Annotated in this window: 14 protein-coding genes; 8 read left to right on the forward strand and 6 right to left on the reverse strand. The window is 74.5% G+C overall.

Going from position 1 to position 16,390, the window contains the following annotated elements:
- Positions 1–463: 463 nt before the first annotated feature.
- A complete protein-coding gene (locus ACFV04_RS07705; RefSeq protein WP_380527515.1) occupies positions 464–2,443 on the reverse strand; it encodes a hypothetical protein in 1,980 nt (659 codons plus the stop codon).
- Positions 2,444–2,772: 329 nt separating this feature from the next.
- Between ACFV04_RS07705 and ACFV04_RS07710 the strand changes: the two genes are divergently transcribed.
- From ACFV04_RS07710 to pth, 4 genes are all read left to right on the forward strand, one after another.
- Positions 2,773–3,339, forward strand: coding sequence for a hypothetical protein (locus ACFV04_RS07710; RefSeq protein WP_380527517.1), 567 nt, complete (start codon positions 2,773–2,775; stop codon positions 3,337–3,339).
- A gap of 102 nt (positions 3,340–3,441) precedes the next feature.
- Positions 3,442–4,107, forward strand: coding sequence for a DUF3105 domain-containing protein (locus tag ACFV04_RS07715; protein WP_380527519.1), 666 nt, complete (start codon positions 3,442–3,444; stop codon positions 4,105–4,107).
- A 122-nt stretch (positions 4,108–4,229) separates the two neighbouring features.
- Positions 4,230–4,859 carry a DUF305 domain-containing protein gene (locus ACFV04_RS07720; protein ID WP_360264939.1) on the forward strand — a complete coding sequence of 210 codons (630 nt, stop codon included), beginning with the start codon at positions 4,230–4,232 and terminating at the stop codon, positions 4,857–4,859.
- Positions 4,860–4,995: 136 nt separating this feature from the next.
- On the forward strand, positions 4,996–5,622 hold the full coding sequence (gene pth / locus ACFV04_RS07725; RefSeq protein WP_380527521.1) for an aminoacyl-tRNA hydrolase: 627 nt from the start codon (positions 4,996–4,998) through the stop codon (positions 5,620–5,622).
- Here the strand turns inward: pth and ACFV04_RS07730 are convergent.
- Positions 5,619–7,253, reverse strand: coding sequence for an MFS transporter (locus ACFV04_RS07730; RefSeq protein WP_380527523.1), 1,635 nt, complete (start codon positions 7,251–7,253; stop codon positions 5,619–5,621). The two genes, pth and ACFV04_RS07730, sit on opposite strands and share 4 nt — an antisense overlap.
- 144 nt (positions 7,254–7,397) lie before the next feature.
- Between ACFV04_RS07730 and ACFV04_RS07735 the strand changes: the two genes are divergently transcribed.
- The gene (locus tag ACFV04_RS07735; RefSeq protein ID WP_380527525.1) at positions 7,398–7,922 is read left to right on the forward strand and encodes a MarR family winged helix-turn-helix transcriptional regulator; all 525 of its coding nucleotides are present in this window, start codon (positions 7,398–7,400) and stop codon (positions 7,920–7,922) included.
- A 127-nt stretch (positions 7,923–8,049) separates the two neighbouring features.
- Positions 8,050–8,634, forward strand: coding sequence for a GNAT family N-acetyltransferase (locus ACFV04_RS07740; RefSeq protein ID WP_380345490.1), 585 nt, complete (start codon positions 8,050–8,052; stop codon positions 8,632–8,634).
- 112 nt (positions 8,635–8,746) lie between these two features.
- On the opposite strand, the gene ACFV04_RS07745 is transcribed toward ACFV04_RS07740, so the two are convergent.
- Both ACFV04_RS07745 and ACFV04_RS07750 read right to left on the reverse strand, forming a co-directional pair.
- The gene (locus tag ACFV04_RS07745) at positions 8,747–9,328 is read right to left on the reverse strand and encodes a methylated-DNA--[protein]-cysteine S-methyltransferase (protein ID WP_380345492.1); all 582 of its coding nucleotides are present in this window, start codon (positions 9,326–9,328) and stop codon (positions 8,747–8,749) included.
- Entirely contained in the window at positions 9,325–10,893 is a 1,569-nt protein-coding gene (locus tag ACFV04_RS07750) for a DNA-3-methyladenine glycosylase 2 family protein (RefSeq protein WP_380527528.1), read from the reverse strand. Before ACFV04_RS07750 ends, ACFV04_RS07745 begins: the two co-directional genes overlap by 4 nt.
- A gap of 185 nt (positions 10,894–11,078) precedes the next feature.
- Between ACFV04_RS07750 and ACFV04_RS07755 the strand changes: the two genes are divergently transcribed.
- Entirely contained in the window at positions 11,079–11,558 is a 480-nt protein-coding gene (locus ACFV04_RS07755; RefSeq protein WP_380527529.1) for an ASCH domain-containing protein, read from the forward strand.
- A 163-nt stretch (positions 11,559–11,721) separates the two neighbouring features.
- Here the strand turns inward: ACFV04_RS07755 and rsgA are convergent, their stop codons facing one another.
- Positions 11,722–12,867: a ribosome small subunit-dependent GTPase A gene (gene rsgA / locus ACFV04_RS07760; protein WP_380345497.1), complete on the reverse strand. Its 1,146-nt coding sequence runs from the start codon at positions 12,865–12,867 to the stop codon at positions 11,722–11,724.
- A 310-nt stretch (positions 12,868–13,177) separates the two neighbouring features.
- Positions 13,178–14,269 (reverse strand): cytochrome c oxidase assembly protein, encoded by a 1,092-nt coding sequence (locus ACFV04_RS07765; RefSeq protein ID WP_380527531.1) that lies wholly within the window; start codon positions 14,267–14,269, stop codon positions 13,178–13,180.
- A 224-nt stretch (positions 14,270–14,493) separates the two neighbouring features.
- Here ACFV04_RS07765 and ACFV04_RS07770 point away from each other — a divergent pair, with 224 nt between their 5' ends.
- Positions 14,494–16,188 carry an FtsW/RodA/SpoVE family cell cycle protein gene (locus tag ACFV04_RS07770; protein WP_380527533.1) on the forward strand — a complete coding sequence of 565 codons (1,695 nt, stop codon included), beginning with the start codon at positions 14,494–14,496 and terminating at the stop codon, positions 16,186–16,188.
- Positions 16,189–16,390: the final 202 nt, after the last annotated feature.

Genomic DNA, 16,390 nt, shown 5'->3' on the forward strand with positions numbered 1-16,390 from the left:
GACACACCCGCGCACAGGAAGTCGAACCGGCCGACTTCCCACGCAGGCCGCCCACCACGAGACCGGCAAGAAATATGGAGACCGGTCTACAGACTTACCCGCCAACGCGAGAGCTACGCCCGCACCCGCACCCGCCCCTGCCCCTGCACCAGAAGTCGATCGGGCCGACTTCCGGTGCAGCGCCGACGCTCGACAAAAGCCGAATATGCAGACCGGTCTACTGAATATGCCCCGCGCGACACACCCGCGCACAGGAAGTCGAACCGGCCGACTTCCCACGCAGGCCGCCCACCACGAGACCGGCAAGAAATATGGAGACCGGTCTACAGACTCACCCGCCAACACGAGAGCTACGCCCGCACCCGCACCCGCGCCTGCCCCTGCACCGGAAGTCGATCGGGCCGACTTCCGGTGCAGGGGTGGCCCGCACGGTGAGGAGCAAAATATTTAGACCGGTCTACATCTACTCGGTCCAGACGGCGGCGGCGGTGCGGTCGTCGGCGTAGCCCTTGGCGCGGACCTGCACCTGGCGCAGGAAGTCGACGGTGCCCGGCGGGTGCGGGTGCGCCCAGTGGGTGGAGAGGAAGTGGGCGACGGCCGGTTCGTCGGCGACCGGGCGGGCCAGTCCGGGAGTGCAGAGCAACAGGATGTCCCCCGGTGTGGCGGGGACCAACCGGAAGCGGAACGGGCGCGGCTCCGAGGCCGCAGCCCCCTCCGGCACCGGCGGCTGGCCGTCCGGGTGGTGCAGCAACCGGGCCCCGTACGCGTCGATCCAGTGACCGGAGCGCAGCAGGTAGAGGCCGCCCGGGCCGACGCCGAAGGCGGCGCGGTACCCCACCTCCGGGTCGAGCGACATCATCAGGCAGTGCAGCGAGGCCGGCGACGGGGTGTCGTCCCCCTCTGCCCGGGGCGCCAGCGCGCGCAGCGGAGCGGCGGCACCGGTGGCCAGCCGCTGCAGGCCGTAACGGAGCCGGTCCCGGGCGCCGTCGCGCAGGTCCGCGGCCAGCCCGGCCCGGCTGCGCCCGATCGCGGCGGCGAGCTGGCGGCAGGCCTCGCCCGTCCCGGTGGCGACGGCATCCGGCGTGACCGCGTCGTCCCCGGTGCCACCCACCCGGTCGAAACCGCCGAGTACGGCGAGCAGCAGTCCGTCCGGCCCGTCGCCGAAGCGGGTGACCAGCAGGGAGTCCTGGCGCGGTTCGCCCCGGTAGCGGGCGGAGTCGCCCCTTACGGAGGCGGCCCGCAGGACGGACGGCCCGTACTGCGCCCCCTCCAGCACGGTGTCCGGGACGAGCGCGCGGAGCGACGCCGGGTCCGCCTCCGGCAGGGCCGTCGGCTCGGGCCCGTACGTCGGGGGGCGTTCGCCGACGTGCGGGACGGCGACCCCGCCGTCGGCGAGCGGCGAGCGGCCAGCCGGACGGGGGTCGGGGACGGTCGCGGCGGGCGCCACCGGTTCCGGAGCGGGCTCGGGCGCCGGTCCGTGGTCGGGCTCCGGTTCGGGCGCCGGGACGGGGGTGGAGGCGGGGGCAGGGGTGGGGGCGGGAGCAGGGGTGGGGGCGGGGGCCGGCCGGCTGGCCGCTGCGGGGGCGTCGGGCGTCCCGGGGGCGTCGGCGGCTTTTGCGGCAGCGGCGGTGGCGGCGGCTTCCGACCGTTCGGATTCCTCGGCGGCTTCGGGCAGCTCGGAAACCTCCGGGACCTCGGCCGCGACGGGCTCGGGCTCGGGCTCGGGATCGACCACCGGGTCCGTCCCGGCCACGGGCTCCGGCTCAGGGGCGGACGGCGAGTCGGTCTTCTCCAGCGAGACCGGGTCGGCTTCCGACCTGGTCGCTGGCTCCGGCTGCGGCTCGGGCGCCGGCTCCGCCTTCGGTGCGTCATCGGCGAAGGCGGGCGCCGGGAAGCGGTGGGTCACCGCGGGCGTCCGCCACGACCCGGTCGTCTCGGTCGCCTCGGTCGCCTCGGTCGCCTCGACCGACCCGGTCGACCCCGTGCCGTCGATCACGCCGACCGCGGTGGCGAACCAGTCGTCGAGGCTGTCCCCGCTGCCCCCTTCGTCCTGCGCAGGCGGGCGAGTGGGCGCCTGCTCGGCTTCCGGCGCGGCCGCTTGCTCCGGTACCCGGGCCGGAGCCGGCCCGGCTTCCGGCGCCGCGGTCGGCACTGCTGTCAGGGGCACGGTCGGCTCCCTGGTCGGCTCCCCGGTCGCGGCCGGCTCCGCGGCCAGGGCCGGGGCCTCCTGCACCGTCGGCTCCGCCGTCGTCGCGGCCGCCGGCTCCGGCGGGCGCTGTTGCCCGATGAGCCCGACCGCCGTGTCGAACCAGTCGTCGACGCTGCCGTCCCCCGGGTCGGCGTGCGGGGTGTCGGGGAGGGTGCCCGCCGGGCCGTCGTAGACGGTGTCCCACCAGCCGTCGTCGGGCCGGTGCGGCTGTGCGGGTGCACCCTGCTTGCTCATCTGGCGGCTCCTGCTCGGGTCCGTGGTCGCGCCGCCCCCGGCGGGCCGGGCACGACGTCATTGTTCTCCACGTGCAACGACCCTGTCCGGGTTTCGGCGACAACCGGTCACCCAGCGGAGTATCCCGGCCACCGCGCCGACCAGCCGGTTCGCGGTCCGCGCCCCGGGTCCCGGCCGTGGGCGTCACCGCCCCGTCCGCTTCCGTTCCGTCCGTGCTTGCCGGATGTGCCCGGAGCAGGGTGTTTCCTGGACATCCGGGCGTGCTGATGCCCGAAAATCAGGGCCGATGGGGGGCATCGCTTCACACGTTCGGCTGATTAAATGTCCGCATGACCGCGTCGGCCCCCAGCTCACCCCGACCGGGGAGGGCCGCACCGGCGGGCCGCCCGGCGGGTGCGCTGTTGGTCCTGCTGCTCGTGGCCCTGCTGACGATGCTGCCCTGCGCGGGCCAGGCGAAGGCGTTGGACGGGCCCGCCCTTCCGGTGCCGGCCGCCGCCCCGGTCACTGCCGTCAGCGTCGTCAGCGTCCAGGTCGCGACGGGACAAACGCCCCACGCCGGCCACGCCGCGCAGGCCACCAGGCCCGCCAGGGCCGCGAAGATCGCCGAGGTCGGCAAGGCCCCGAACGCCTCCGACCAGCGCCGGATCGCCGAGGAGCAGGGGCACTGGATCCTCTGCACCGCCGACGGCGAGCCCCCGCGCAACAACGGCTGCTCCAGCCACCCGTACTGCCCGCAGGACGCCCAGCTGCCCAATCCGCCGCCGCAGCCGCAGCCCGCCGTGTCACCCGTGACCCCGGCCGCGCCCGAGGCGCCGCCCCGGGTGGTGCCCGCAGGCCTGCTGGACGGTTCGCACCCGGCGCCCGACCTGCACGAGCTCCAGGTCCACCGGTCCTGAGCGGAACCCACCGTCGGCCCAGCCGCCGACGGATCCGCCACGCCACACACTCCAGCTGACCGCCGCCACCGACCCGTGCGCGGCGGAGACAAGGACACCGTCATGGGTTCCGCTTCGAAGCAGTCCAACAAGTCCGGCGGCAAGCAGGCCGGCCTCGACCGCCGTGCCCGGATCGCCGAGCTGCGCGCCGCCGAGCAGCGCCGCGACCGCCGCAACAAGGTCGTCGCCTCGGTGGTGGCCGGTGTGCTGGTGATCGCCGCGATAGCCACCGGCACCTGGGTCGTCATGGACCAGAACCAGAAGAAGAAGGACAAGGAAGCCGCCGCCAACGCGGACATCCCCGGTGTGAAGACCTTCGGCGAGCTGACCCGCAACCACGTGAAGGAGAAGGTCACCTACCCGATGACCCCGCCCGTCGGCGGCGACCACAACGCGGTCTGGCTGGACTGCATGGGCCACGTCTACGACCAGCCGGTCGAGAACGAGCGCGCCGTCCACTCGCTGGAGCACGGCGCCGTGTGGGTGACCTACAACGGCAAGGCCACGCCGGACGACATCAAGACCCTCTCCGACAAGGTGAAGACCACCCAGTACTCGCTGATGAGCCCGTACCCGGACGAGCAGGGCACCATCACCCTGAACGCCTGGAGCACCCAGCTGGTCGTGGACAGCGCCAGCGACCCGCGGGTGAACGAGTTCTTCACCAAGTACGTCCAGGGCAAGCAGACCCAGGAGCCGGGCGCCTCCTGCACCATGGGGCAGATGTGACCGCCGACGCGGACCGCTCCGGGGGCGCCGCGGCCGAGGACGCCGTCGGGACGGCCGCGGAGGCCGTCACCGGAGCCGTCACCGCCGAGGACGGCGGAGCAGCGGCCCCGCGCCGCCGGCGCATGTGGTGGCCGGCCGCGCTGGCCGCCGCCGTGGCGCTGGCGCTGGGCGTGCCGGCGCTGGTCGCGAGCGGGACCTCCGCCTCCGGCACCTCGCTGTCCGTCCCGGCGGACGATTCGCCCGAGGCCGGCTTCGCCCGCGACATGGCGACCCACCACCAGCAGGCGGTGGACCTGTCGTTCGCAGTCCGGGACCGGACCGGCGACGAGCCGACCCGCACCCTCGCCTTCGACATCATCAACACCCAGGCCAACCAGCGCGGGATGATGATGGGCTGGCTGGACCAGTGGGGGCTGACCCAGCACTCGACCGCCAAGCCGATGGCGTGGATGAAGATGGGCCACGACTACCCGGCGCACGACGGTTCGCTGATGCCCGGCATGGCGACCAACACCCAGATCGCGAAGCTGCGTTCGCTCAGCGGGCGGGACGCCGAGGTGTTCTACCTGCAGCTGATGATCGAGCACCACAAGGGCGGCGTCGAGATGGCCCAGGGCTACGTGGACCTGGCCAGGAACGACACCGAGAAGCGGCTCGCGCAGTCGATGGTGGTCGCCCAGACCTCCGAGGTGCAGCTGATGACCGACATGCTCCAGGAGCGCGGCGCCGCCCCCGGCGTGCCCGCCTCCTGAGCCGGCTCCCCGACCGGCCTTCACCGCCTCGTTCCCCGGACGGCCGAGGCGCGGCCGACGGTCCCGTACCGTCACCACCGCGCCCCGGCCGTCCGCCGTTCCCACCCCCAGCCCCGCCCCCGCCCGGAGACCCCAGATGACCCCCGCCGCCCCCGACACCCCCGCCTCCGCCGGCGCTGGCGCCCCCGACACCCCCTGGCTGATCGCCGGACTCGGCAACCCCGGACCGTGGTTCCGGCAGACCCGGCACAACGCGGGCTTCCTCGCCGCCGACCGACTGGCCGAGCGGCACGGCGCCCGGTTCCGCCGGCGGGGGATCGCCACGCTGGTCGCGGAGATCGAGGTCGACGGCCGCCCGGTGCTGCTCGCCAAGCCGCTGTGGTTCATCAACCTGTCGGGCCGTCCGGTGGCCGCGCTGATGCGCCGGTACGGCGTGCCCGTGGAGCGGCTGGTGGTCGTGCAGGACGACCTGGACTTCGCGTTCGGCTCCGCCAAGCTGAAGCGCGGCGGCGGGCCCGGCGGCCACAACGGGGTGCGCTCGGTGGGCGAGGTGCTCGGCACCCGTGACTTCGTCCGGCTGCGGTTCGGCGTCGGGCGGCCGCCGAAGGGGCAGAGCGTCGGCGACTACGTGCTGAAGAGGTTCTCGGACGACGAACTGGCCGCGATGCCCGGCGAGTTGGACCGGTGCGCCGACGCCCTGGAGACCCTGGTGCGACTCGGCCTGAGCCGGGCCCAGGACGCCCTGAACGCCCCGGCCCGCTAGCGACGCTCCGCGCGGGGTGCGCGGGGTGCGCGGTCCGTCCGGGTGGCACGAGCCGTCCCGCCCGCGCGGACCGTACGGGCGGTGCCGGTCGCTCGGGCGGGCCGGGTGAGGACCGCGGCCGCCGCCGCGACCGCCGCGAGGAGCAGCAGCACCGTCCGCCCACCGGACGCGGCGCCCGCCAGGTGGACGCCGAGGACCGACAGTGCCATGCCGAGCGCCGTGCCGAGGCTGCGCGCCATGTTCACCATGCCGCCGCCGACCGCCGAGCACTCCGCCGGGATCGCCCGCATCACCAGCGCGTTGTTGGCGGGCAGCAGCAGGCCCAGCCCGTACCCGGCGACCAGCAGCGGGGCCGCCGACACGGCAGTGGCCGGCAGCAGCGCGAACAGCAGCAGCCCGGTGGCCGCGACGGCGGCGCCGGCCCGGCACCTGGTCACGTCCGACCAGCCTCGGGGCAGCAGCCCGCCGCCGACCGTCGCGGCGAAGGCGAACGCGGCGGGCAGCAGGGTGACCAGCAGGCCCGCGCCGGCGGTCGACACACCGGCGCCGGTGAGCAGCACGGGGCCCAGCACGAGCGGGCAGAACAGCAGCAGGTAGCCGATCAGCGCGACCACCAGGCCGGACCGCACGCCCGGGGTGTTGACCAGTCCGGGCGCCAGGATCGGCCGGGCCGCCCGCCGCTCCTGGCGCACCAGCGCCGCCGTGAGCGCCGCGGCGGCGAGCAGCAGGACGGCGGCGGCCCAGCCGGGCAGCGGCAGGCCGGAGGCGGTGGACAGCGCGAGCAGCAGTGCCGTGGTCGCGCCGCCGAGCAACAGCATGCCGGGCAGGTCGAAGTGGGCGTCGTCCCGGTGCGGGAGCACCGCAGCGGGCGCGAGGGGCTCCGGAACCGCTCGCCCCCGGGGCCCCGGTACCGCCCGCACCCCGAGCGTCGGCACGGCCCCCGGCCCGGGCGTCGCTACGGCCCCTGGACCGGGCGTCGCTACGGCGGCCGGGCCCGTCCGCTCCGTCCGGGTGCGCGGCAGCAGGTACCAGCCGGCCAGGATGCCGAACACGGCGATCGGCACGTTGACCCAGAACACCCAGCGCCACGAGGCGTGTTCGACCAGCAGTCCGCCGAGGCTCGGCCCGAGCGCCAGCCCGAGTCCCTGGGCGGAGGCCTGGATGCCGAGCGCCCGCCGCATCGCGTGCTCCGGGACGCCGCGCGCCACCAGCGCGACGCTGTTGGCCTGCATCATCGCGGCGCCGACGGCCTGGACGCCCCGGCAGCCGACCAGGATCCAGAGACTGCCGGCGAATCCGGCGCCGAGTGAGGACAGGCCGAACACGGCGAAGCCGCCGATGTACATCGTCTTGCGGCCCACCAGGTCGGACAGCCGGCCGATCGGGGCCAGCAGGGCGACCAGGACGAGCAGGTAGGCGAGGGCGACCCATTCGACGGCGGCGTAGCCCGCGTCGAAGTGGTGGCCGATGGCGGGGAAGACCAGGGCGATGACGCTGGCGTCGAGTTGGCCGAGGAAGGCGCCGAGGCAGACCGTGCCGACGGCCAGCCAGTGGGCGTGGCGCCAGCCGGCGATGCCGCGGGGCCGGGGCCGCTCGGTGAGCAGCCGTGCGGCAAGGGCGGTGGCGTTCATGGCGCAAATATATCGGATGCAGACATGTTCTTTCTACGAGCAGGTCGTCCTGCGATACGAAGCGTCTCGCAGGCTGTCCGCACCGCGTCCGAGGGACGGACCGCGCCCCCGGCACGCCCCGTACCAGGAGATACGCTGTCCGCCATGCCGTCGTCACCACACGTTCCCGACTCCGCCACCGCAAGCCCCGACCCGGCGGTCGAGCACGCCCGACGGCTGACCGACACCGTCACCCGGCTGCGCCGCGCACTGCGCAGCAGCATCCGCACCGACTACCCGTGGGAGTCCCTGCCGATGGCGCAGGTCGAACTCCTCCAGACCCTCGCCGCCGCGCCGCTGCGGGTCGGCGAACTGGCCGCCCGGCAACGGCTCGCCCCCAACACCGTCAGCGGACTGGTCGGCAAGCTGCTCGAAGCCGGCTTCGTGGACCGCCAGGCCGACCCCGGCGACCGCCGCACCGCCCGGATCGCCCTCACCCCGGCCGGCCGGCGCCAGCTGGACGACTGGCAACACGCCCACGAGCGCCGCATCGCCACCGCACTCGGCAGCCTCGACCCCGCCGACCGCGAAGCGGTCGTCGACGCCCTGCCCGCCCTGGAACAGCTCGCCCGCGCCCTCGCCCAGCCCGGGACCGGCACCGGCACCGGTACCGGCACCGAACAGGGCTGAGCCGACCGCCCGGGGCACCGGTCCCGATCCGGCGGCCCGATCCGACGGCCCGGCCCGACGGCCCGATCCGGCTGCGACGGGGAAAAGCACTGGTCCACGGCCCGGGAGGCCCGCTACCGTCCCCGGCATGACCACAGCGCGGACGGGCACCTCGGCACAGGTGCGGATCGAACCCTGGACGGACGCCGACCTCGCGCTGCTGCGCCGGGTGAACACTCCGGAGATGAAGAAGCACGTCGGCGGGCCGGAGACCGAAGAGCAACTGCTCGTCCGGCACGGCCGCTACCTGGACTTCGTCCCGTCCGGCCTCGGCTGCATGTACCGGATCGTGCTGCTGCCCGGGACCGAGGCGGTCGGTGGCGGGGCACCGAAGAACAGCGCCGCCGCGGACGAGGGCACCGCAGTCGGCACGGTCGGCTACGGCACCCGGACCTGGCGGGGCGGGACCGTCCACGAGATGGGGTGGAACGTGCTGCCCGACTTCCAGGGCCGGGGCATCGCCGTCGCCGCCACCCGCGCCGCGGTCGCGGCCGCCCGCCGCGAGGCCGCCCACCGCTACCTGCACGCCTTCCCGTCGGTGGACAACCCCGCCTCCAACGCGGTCTGCGCCAAGGCCGGGTTCACGCTGCTCGGCGAGACGGAGTTCGAGTTCCCGCCCGGGCGGTTCATGCGCAGCCACGACTGGCGGGTGGACCTGCGCGCTTCGGAGTGACCGGGGGGAAGCGGAGGAACCAGAGAAACCAGAGGAACCGGGGGAACCGGGGGAACCGGGGGAACCGGGGGAACCGGGGGAACCGGGGGAACCGGGGGAACCGGGGCGGCACTCAGAACAGCGTGCCGCTCTCCAGCTCCAGCAGCCGGCGCTTGCGGTCCACGCCCGCCGCGAACCCGGTGAGCGAGCCGTTGGCGCCGAGCACCCGGTGGCAGGGGCGCACGATGAGCAGAGGATTGGCACCCACCGCGCCGCCGACGGCGCGCACCATCCGCGGCTCCTGCCCGGCCAGCTCGGCGAGTTCGCCGTACGTCACGGTCGCCCCGTACGGGATCTCGTCCAGCGCGGCCCAGATCCTGCGGCGGAACTCGGTGCCCACGGGCGCGAGCGGCAGGTCGAACTCGGTGCGCTCGCCGGCGAAGTAGGCGGTCAGCTGGGCCACCGGCTCGGCGAGCGCCTCCGGGTCGAGGACCCAGTCGTCGGCGGGCTCGGCCAGCGCGTACTTCTGGCCCGGCGCCGTGACGGTGGCCAGCGCGGCCGGCCCGCCGTCCTCGGGCAGGACGCCGCTGAGCAGCAGCGGGCCGAAGGGGCTCTCCATCGTCGTGTAGACGGTGGCGGGGTGGGCCGCGGTGGGGTGCGCCGTGTCGGCGGGAGCCGCGGTGGGGGCGGTGGCGGGGTGGGTGGTGGTGCTCATGCTCGTTCGTTCTCCGTTCCGGTGCTGGTGATCGCGGGGCCGGCCCACAGTCGGTGGACCGCGTAGGAGCGCCACGGCGCCCAGGCCTCGGCCGCGCGGCCGGCGGACGTCGGGTCGCCGGGGGCGCCGAGCCGGACGAGGCCGTGCTTGACGCCCACGTCGCTCGGCAGGAAGACGTCGGGGTCGGCGAGGGCCCGCATCCGCAGGTAGCCGACCGTCCAGGGGCCGATGCCGGGCAGGGCCAGCAGGCGGGCCGCGGCCTCCTCCCGGTCGACCCCGCTGTCGAGGCTCACCACGCCCTCCGCCAGTGCGGCGCACAGTCCGGTGAGCGCGCGGCGGCGGGCGGCGGGCATCGCGAAGTCCTCCGGGTCCGCGGTGGCCAGCGCGGCCGCGGTCGGGAAGAGCAGCCGCAGACCCCCGCTGGGCTGGGGCAGCGCGGTGCCGTACTTCTCGGTGAGTCGGGCCGCCAGGGTGCGGGCGGCGACCACGCTGACCTGCTGGCCGAGGACGGCCCGGACGGCGAGCTCGTGCGGGTCCACGTGGCCGGGCGAGCGCAGGCCGGGACGCTCCCGGACCAGCGGGCCGAGCACCGGGTCGGCGCCGAGCTGGTCGTCGACGGCGAGCGGGTCGGCGTCCAGGTCGAAGAGGATGCGCAGCCGCTGGACGGCGGTCGGCAGGTCGCGCAGGTCGGCGAGGAACAGCCGGCAGTCCAGCCAGCCGCGGGTGCGCGGCTCGCCCGGCGCCAGGCCGTCGACCTCGGCGATGCCGTGCCCGTACGGGAGCGCGAGGGTGCGCCGGTAGGTGCGCACGCCGGGGCGCTCGCCCTGGACGACCTCCTCCACGCCGGGGACGGCGCGCAGGGCGAGGAAGTCGATCAGGTGGTCGCTGTCCAGCGGTCCGCGGTAGGCGAGACGCAGGGTCAAGCCACCGGCCGGGGTCCCGGTGCGACGACCGGCGGTGACCTCGGCGCGCAGGCCGCTGGGAGTGCGGTCGTAGACCTCGCGGACGGTGTCGTTGAACTGGCGGACGGAGGCGAAGCCGGCCGCGAACGCGACGTCGGTGACGGGCAGTTCGGTGGTCTGCAGGAGGAGCCGGGCGGTCTGGGCGCGACGGGCGCGGGCCAGCGCGATCGGGCCGGCGCCGAGCTCGGCGATGAGCTGGCGCTGCAGCTGGCGGGAGCTGTAGCCGAGTCGGCCCGCCAGGCCCGCGACGCCCTCGCGGTCCACCACGCCGTCGCCGATCAGCCGCATCGCGCGGCCGACCAGGTCGGCCCGGTGGTTCCACTCGGGCGAGCCCGGCACGGAGTCGGGGCGGCAGCGGCGGCAGGCCCGGAAGCCCGCGCCCTGGGCGGCCGCGGCGCTCGGGTAGAAGACGCAGTTGACGCGCTTGGGGGTCACGGCCGGGCAGCTCGGTCGGCAGTAGATGCCGGTGGAGGTGACGGCCGTGAAGAAGACGCCGTCGAAGCGGGCGTCGCGGCTGTCCACAGCTCGGTACCGGATGTCGTCGTCGATCACGTTGTCCAGTTTGCGGGATCGGACGGGGGGTGACTGGCGGGAATCGGACATCGCCGTTCGGCGGCCCTCCCCTCCCCCGGCCTGCGGCCCACGGAGCCGTCCCCCGCCACCCGTCGGCCCACAGCCATGCACGCCCACCGTCCGCAGCCACGCCGGCCCCGGGCCCACCGCCCCGGCCCGCCGCCCGGGCCTGAAATTCGCGGGCCGTTCGGCCACGCCCCGGATACGCTCGGCCCATGATCGAGCAGCCGGGCGGCCAGCCCTCCGACCACCCGTACGCCGGCCCGGACGACCCGCGCGTGGCCGCCCTGCCCCCGGAGGAGTTCGCCTTCCCCGGCCCGCTGCGCGACCAACTGGTCGCGGCCGTCCTCAGCGGCGCCAAGACGAGCACCACCGGTCTGATCGCCGACTACGAGCACGAGGGCGAGCCCCTGCCGCAGCCCGGCGAGCGGGCCGCCGTCCTCGATTCCGACGGCCGCCGGGTCGCGGTGATCGAGACCACGGACGTCCGTGTGGTCCCGCTCGCCGAGGTCGACCTGCAGCACGCCCTGGACGAGGGCGAGGGCTACGGGAGCGTGGCCGACTGGCGTGCGACGCACGAGGGGTTCTGGCGCAGCCCGGAGATGCTCGCCGCCCTCGACGACCCGGACTTCGCCGTGGACGACGCCACCCCGGTGGTCCTGCAGCGCTTCCGCCTGGTGGCCGACCTGCGCTGAGTTCGACGGCCCCGGCGGAGGCCGACCCCGGAGGCCGACCCCTTTGGTGGTCGTCCGGCCGTGGTCGTCCGGCCGTGGTCGGTCAACCGTCGTCGATCGATCGTCGTCGTCGACCGGCCACCGGCGCCGCAGCGCGACGACGGTGGCCGACGACGCCTGCGGATCAGCGCTTCACCGGACCTCCCGTGGCACGCATCGACTTGGTGATCGTCTTCCACTTCTGCAGCCGGGCCTTGGCCACCCGGGCGTCCGACCGCGAGGCGATCCACTCGTTCTCGCGCTGGAGCTTGAGGTAGCTGTCCATCCGGCGCTGCGGCAGGGTGCCGTCGGCCAGCGCCGCCCGCACCGCGCAGCCCGGCTCGGTGTGGTGGCCGCAGTCGTGGAAGCGGCATTCCTCGGCCAGTTCGGCTATGTCGGCGAAGGCCAGGTCCACGCCCTCACCGCCGTAGAGACCGACCTCGCGCAGCCCGGGAGTGTCGATCAGCACGCCCCCGCCGGCCAGCGGGATCAGCTCGCGGGTGGTCGTGGTGTGGCGGCCCTTCTGGTCGACCTCGCGGGCCTCCTGGACGGTCATCACCTCGGCGCCGGCCAGCGCGTTGGTGAGCGTGGACTTGCCGACGCCGGACTGGCCGATCACCGCGGTGGTGCCGGGGGTGCAGGCGCGGAGCACGTCCATGCCCTCGCCGGTCTCGGCGCTCACCACGACCACCGTCACCCCGGGCGCCACGGCCTCGACGTCGGCCCGGATGAACTCGGCGTCGTCCACCAGGTCGGCCTTGGTGAGGGCGACCAGCGGTTCGGCGCCGGACTCCCAGGCGAGGGCGAGGAAGCGCTCGATCCGCCCGAGGTCGGGGTCGGTCGCGAGCGAGGAGGCGATCAGGACGGTGTCGACGTTGGCGGCCAGCACCTGGCCGTCGGAACGCTTGCCGGCCACCTTGCGGATGATCGCGGTGGAGCGCGGCAGCAGCGCGACGACGGTCGCCATCGGCCGGGCATGGAGGTCCACGGCCGCCCAGTCGCCCGTGCACGGGCAGTTGATCATGTCGGCGTCGCCGACCGGCCGGGTGTCGAACCGAACGGTGCGCGGCTCGCCCGTCTCCGGGTCGGCGATCACCGCGTCGCACTGGCCGCGGTCGACCCGGACGATCCGGGCCGGGAGCAGCCCGGCCTCACCGAACGGGGCGAAGAGCTCGGCGAGCTCAGCCGTCCAGCCGTAGCCCGTCAGCGCGGAGCCGGCGTCGGGGAGGGAAGAAGAAGAGGGGGAGAAAGAAGGGGTGGAGAAAGACGGAACGGAGGCAGCGTCGAACAACGCAGTGGCCCTTCGGGAGGAAATGGTCCCGGCGGGCTACGGCTGGCGCGAAGGGCTCAGCCGGCGGCCGGGAAGAGGAGGTGAACGCGCGTGCTGCCCTGGGCAGCTATCGGGGCGACAACGACCACGGGGGTCACCTCCTGCTCTCTACTCCTCGGGCAGCCCAATGGCCCCCGAACTCCTCGGGCGGCCCAATGGCCTCCGAACCGGACACGTCACACGCTAGCGAAGCGGCCTACCCCCGCCAACCCATTTTTGACCTGTGGAAACGCGCTCCACGGACCGCCAGGAGGCCGAGGCAGGGCAAAAATCAGCCCCCGTACCGGTGCTTGAGGTTCGGGTCGTCCAGCCACCACGGCCGCATCCCCGTCTCCTCCTCCTCGGGCCGCCCCGCCGCCCGCGCCTCCTCGGCCGCCGCCTCGAAGCGCGCGTCCAGCTCGGCGTCCACGGCCCGGATCTCCTCCCGCCCCTGCACCACCATCCGCCGCACCAGCGCGGCCAGGAACGGCAGTCCGACCAGGTCCCCCAGCACCCAGAACGCGTTGCCGCCCCAGGTCTGGTCCTGCACCAGGCTCGGCCCCCACGGCCGCCCGAGCGCCACGTAGTGGTGCTCGGCGACCAGGTGACCGCCGTAGATCAGCACGATCCCGAGCCCCGCGTCGAAGATCACTTCGGCGAAGGTGATGAACAGCCCGACCAGGTGCGGGTACTCGTGCCCGACCGGGTCGATCTGCAGCCGCGGCCAGAAGTAGGCGAGCCCGAGCAGCACCAGCGCCAGGTGCAGCAGCACGTTCCCGGCCGCGCTGGACACCGACTCCTCGTACCAGGGCGTGAAGTACAGCAGCCACGGCGGCGCCATCAGCAGCGCGGTCGAGACGGCCGGGAACATCAGCACCTTCGACGGTCGACTGCGCAGCGCCCGCAGGATCCGCTCCCGCCGGGCCGGCGGCGCGGCCGCGACCAGCAGCGAGACCGGTGCGCCGAGCGCGAGCAGCAGCGGGACGACCATCAGCAGCAGCACGACCTGCACGGCCCGGTCGGTGAAGAGGATCCGCTCGTACACCCCGAGGCCGGAGCAGGTGCACCAGATCCACAGCAGCAGTCCGCCGAGAAACGCGGTGGTGCGGGTGGGCTGCCACCGCTCGCCGCCGGACCGGTGGACGGTGCGCACCGCGGTCAGGTACCAGGCGCCGAGCAGCACCGAGAGCGCGAGCACCAGCGGTTCGGCCGTCCAGGCGGTGGCCAGGTAGGACCACTGCCACGGGGGCGGGCCGTCGTAGGCGAGTACGGAGACCGCGCCGTCCACCGCGCCGTTCATCCGTCCGGTCACCTCGCTCGCACCCGTCGCCACCGAGGCGGGGCGGTCGTCCGCGCCGTCGCCGTCGGGCACCGCGGCGGACACCGCGGCGCCCGGCCATGATGTCGCCGCGCCACCGGCCCGGAGCGCGCGGGGCCCTCCTCTATACCCGGTTCTGAACAAAGCTTTACCGGGGCCCGGCAAAGCTTTGCCCAGGCAAAGTTCTGCCCCCGGAGCCCCTCCGTTCGCAACCGCGGCCACGACACAAACGTCTGGCAGGATGCCCGTCGGCGATACCCGCCACGTGGGTGACAAGGGGACGACACGAGGTGCACAGCACTGCACGCGGCGAGGGCCGCCGGCTGGCCGCGCGCCACCGCAACATCGAGCTGGGACTGCTGGCGCTCGCGGTGGCCGTCTGTCTGGCCGGACACATCGAGGCCGATCTGGCGCTGACCGGCAAGCTGCCGCCCGGGCTGCTGGTGCACGGTCTCTCGCTGGGCGCGCTCGCCGGGGTGGCGCACCTGGCGGTGCGGCGGTTCGCGCCGTACGCGGACCCGCTGATCCTGCCGCTCGGCGTCTTCCTGACCGGCTTCGGGCTGGTGCTGCTGGACCGGCTGGACATCAGCTACAAGGCCGCGCACAGCGCCAAGGGCGACTACCAGAAGCTCCCGGCCGCGCCCTCCCAGCTGATGTGGGTGTTCCTCTCGGTGGCGGCGGCGATCGCGTTGATCGTGCTGGTCAAGCACCACCGCTTCTTCCAGCGCTACGTCTACCTGCTGATGGCGGGCGCGCTGATCCTGCTGGCCGCGCCGGTGGCCTCGCCCAGCGACAGCTTCGGCGCGAAGCGCTGGATCCGGCTGTTCGGGCTCTCCTTCGAGCCGGACGAGTTCGTGAAGGTCGCGATCACGATCTTCTTCGCGGGCTACCTGATGGCCTCCCGGGACGCGCTCGCGCTGGCCGGACGGAAGATCTGGGGAATGACCCTGCCGCGCGGGCGGCACGCCGGCCCGGTGTTGGCGATCTGGGTGGTCAGCCTGCTGGTGCTGATCTTCGAGCGCGACCTGGGCACCTCGCTGATCTTCTTCGGCGTCTTCATCGTGATGCTGTACGTGGCCACCGAGCGCACCAGCTGGGTGGTGCTCGGCCTGCTGATGGCGGTCGGCGGCGCGGCGGTGGTCGGCACCGTGGAGCCGCACGTGCACGGCCGCGTCGAGGCCTGGCTGCACCCCCTCGACTACTACAAGCCGGTGCACGACCAGGCGATCTCCGAGCAGCCCGCCGAGGCGCTGTTCAGCCTGGGCACCGGGCACCTGACCGGGACCGGCCTGGGATCGGGCCGGCCCTGGCTGATCGGGTTCGCCGGGCGCAGCGACTTCATCTTCACCACCATCGGCGAGGAGCTGGGCCTGGCCGGGGTGACGGCCGTGCTGATGGTCTACGTGCTGCTGATCCAGCGGGGCCTGCGCACCGCGGTCGGCCTGACCGACCCGTTCGGCAAGCTGCTGGCCACCGGCCTGTCGGCGGCGCTGGCACTGCAGATCTTCGTGGTCGTCGGCGGGGTGAGCGGGCTGGTCCCGCTGACCGGCAAGGCGCTGCCGTTCCTGGCCGCGGGAGGTTCCTCGCTGCTGGCGAACTGGCTGATGGTCGCGCTGCTGATCAAACTGAGCGACTCCTCCGGGCGCACCGCCCTGGAGCCGGCCCAGCCCTCCCCCGAGCCGCTGCCCGCCCGGGCCGCCCCGGCGCCAGCCGACCGGGCACCTGACGGTCCGGCACCGGCCTGGGCCCCGACGGACCCCGGCGCGACCGACCCCTCCGCCGTCACCGAGCTGCACCCCGCCCAGGGCCGCACTCCCGCCGCGTTCCGGCCCGCCACCCCGGGCGGGGCCGATCCCTCCGCCGTCACCGAGCTGCGCCCGGCGTACGGTCACACGCCCGCCGCCCCGCTGCCGTCCGGTCCACAGGGCGGTCACACGCCCGCCGCCCCGCAGTACGGCCACCCCCCGGGCCCGGCGACCACCTGACCCGTCCACCCCACCGCGGACCACCCGACGAGGGCCACCCACCGCGGACCACCCGACGCGGGCCGCCCCGACGGAGACCATCCCGAGGAAGACCCCCGCACCGAAGCCGACAGGGCCTCCCCCGCACCTCGGGGGAGGCCCTGCGCGTTCCACCACGGCCCGGCCGGCAGTGCCCGGCTACCGGTGCCCGGCCACCACGGCC

Origin of the sequence: Kitasatospora sp. NPDC059599, assembly GCF_042735125.1 — a bacterium.
Taxonomy (GTDB): Bacteria; Actinomycetota; Actinomycetes; order Streptomycetales; family Streptomycetaceae; genus Kitasatospora.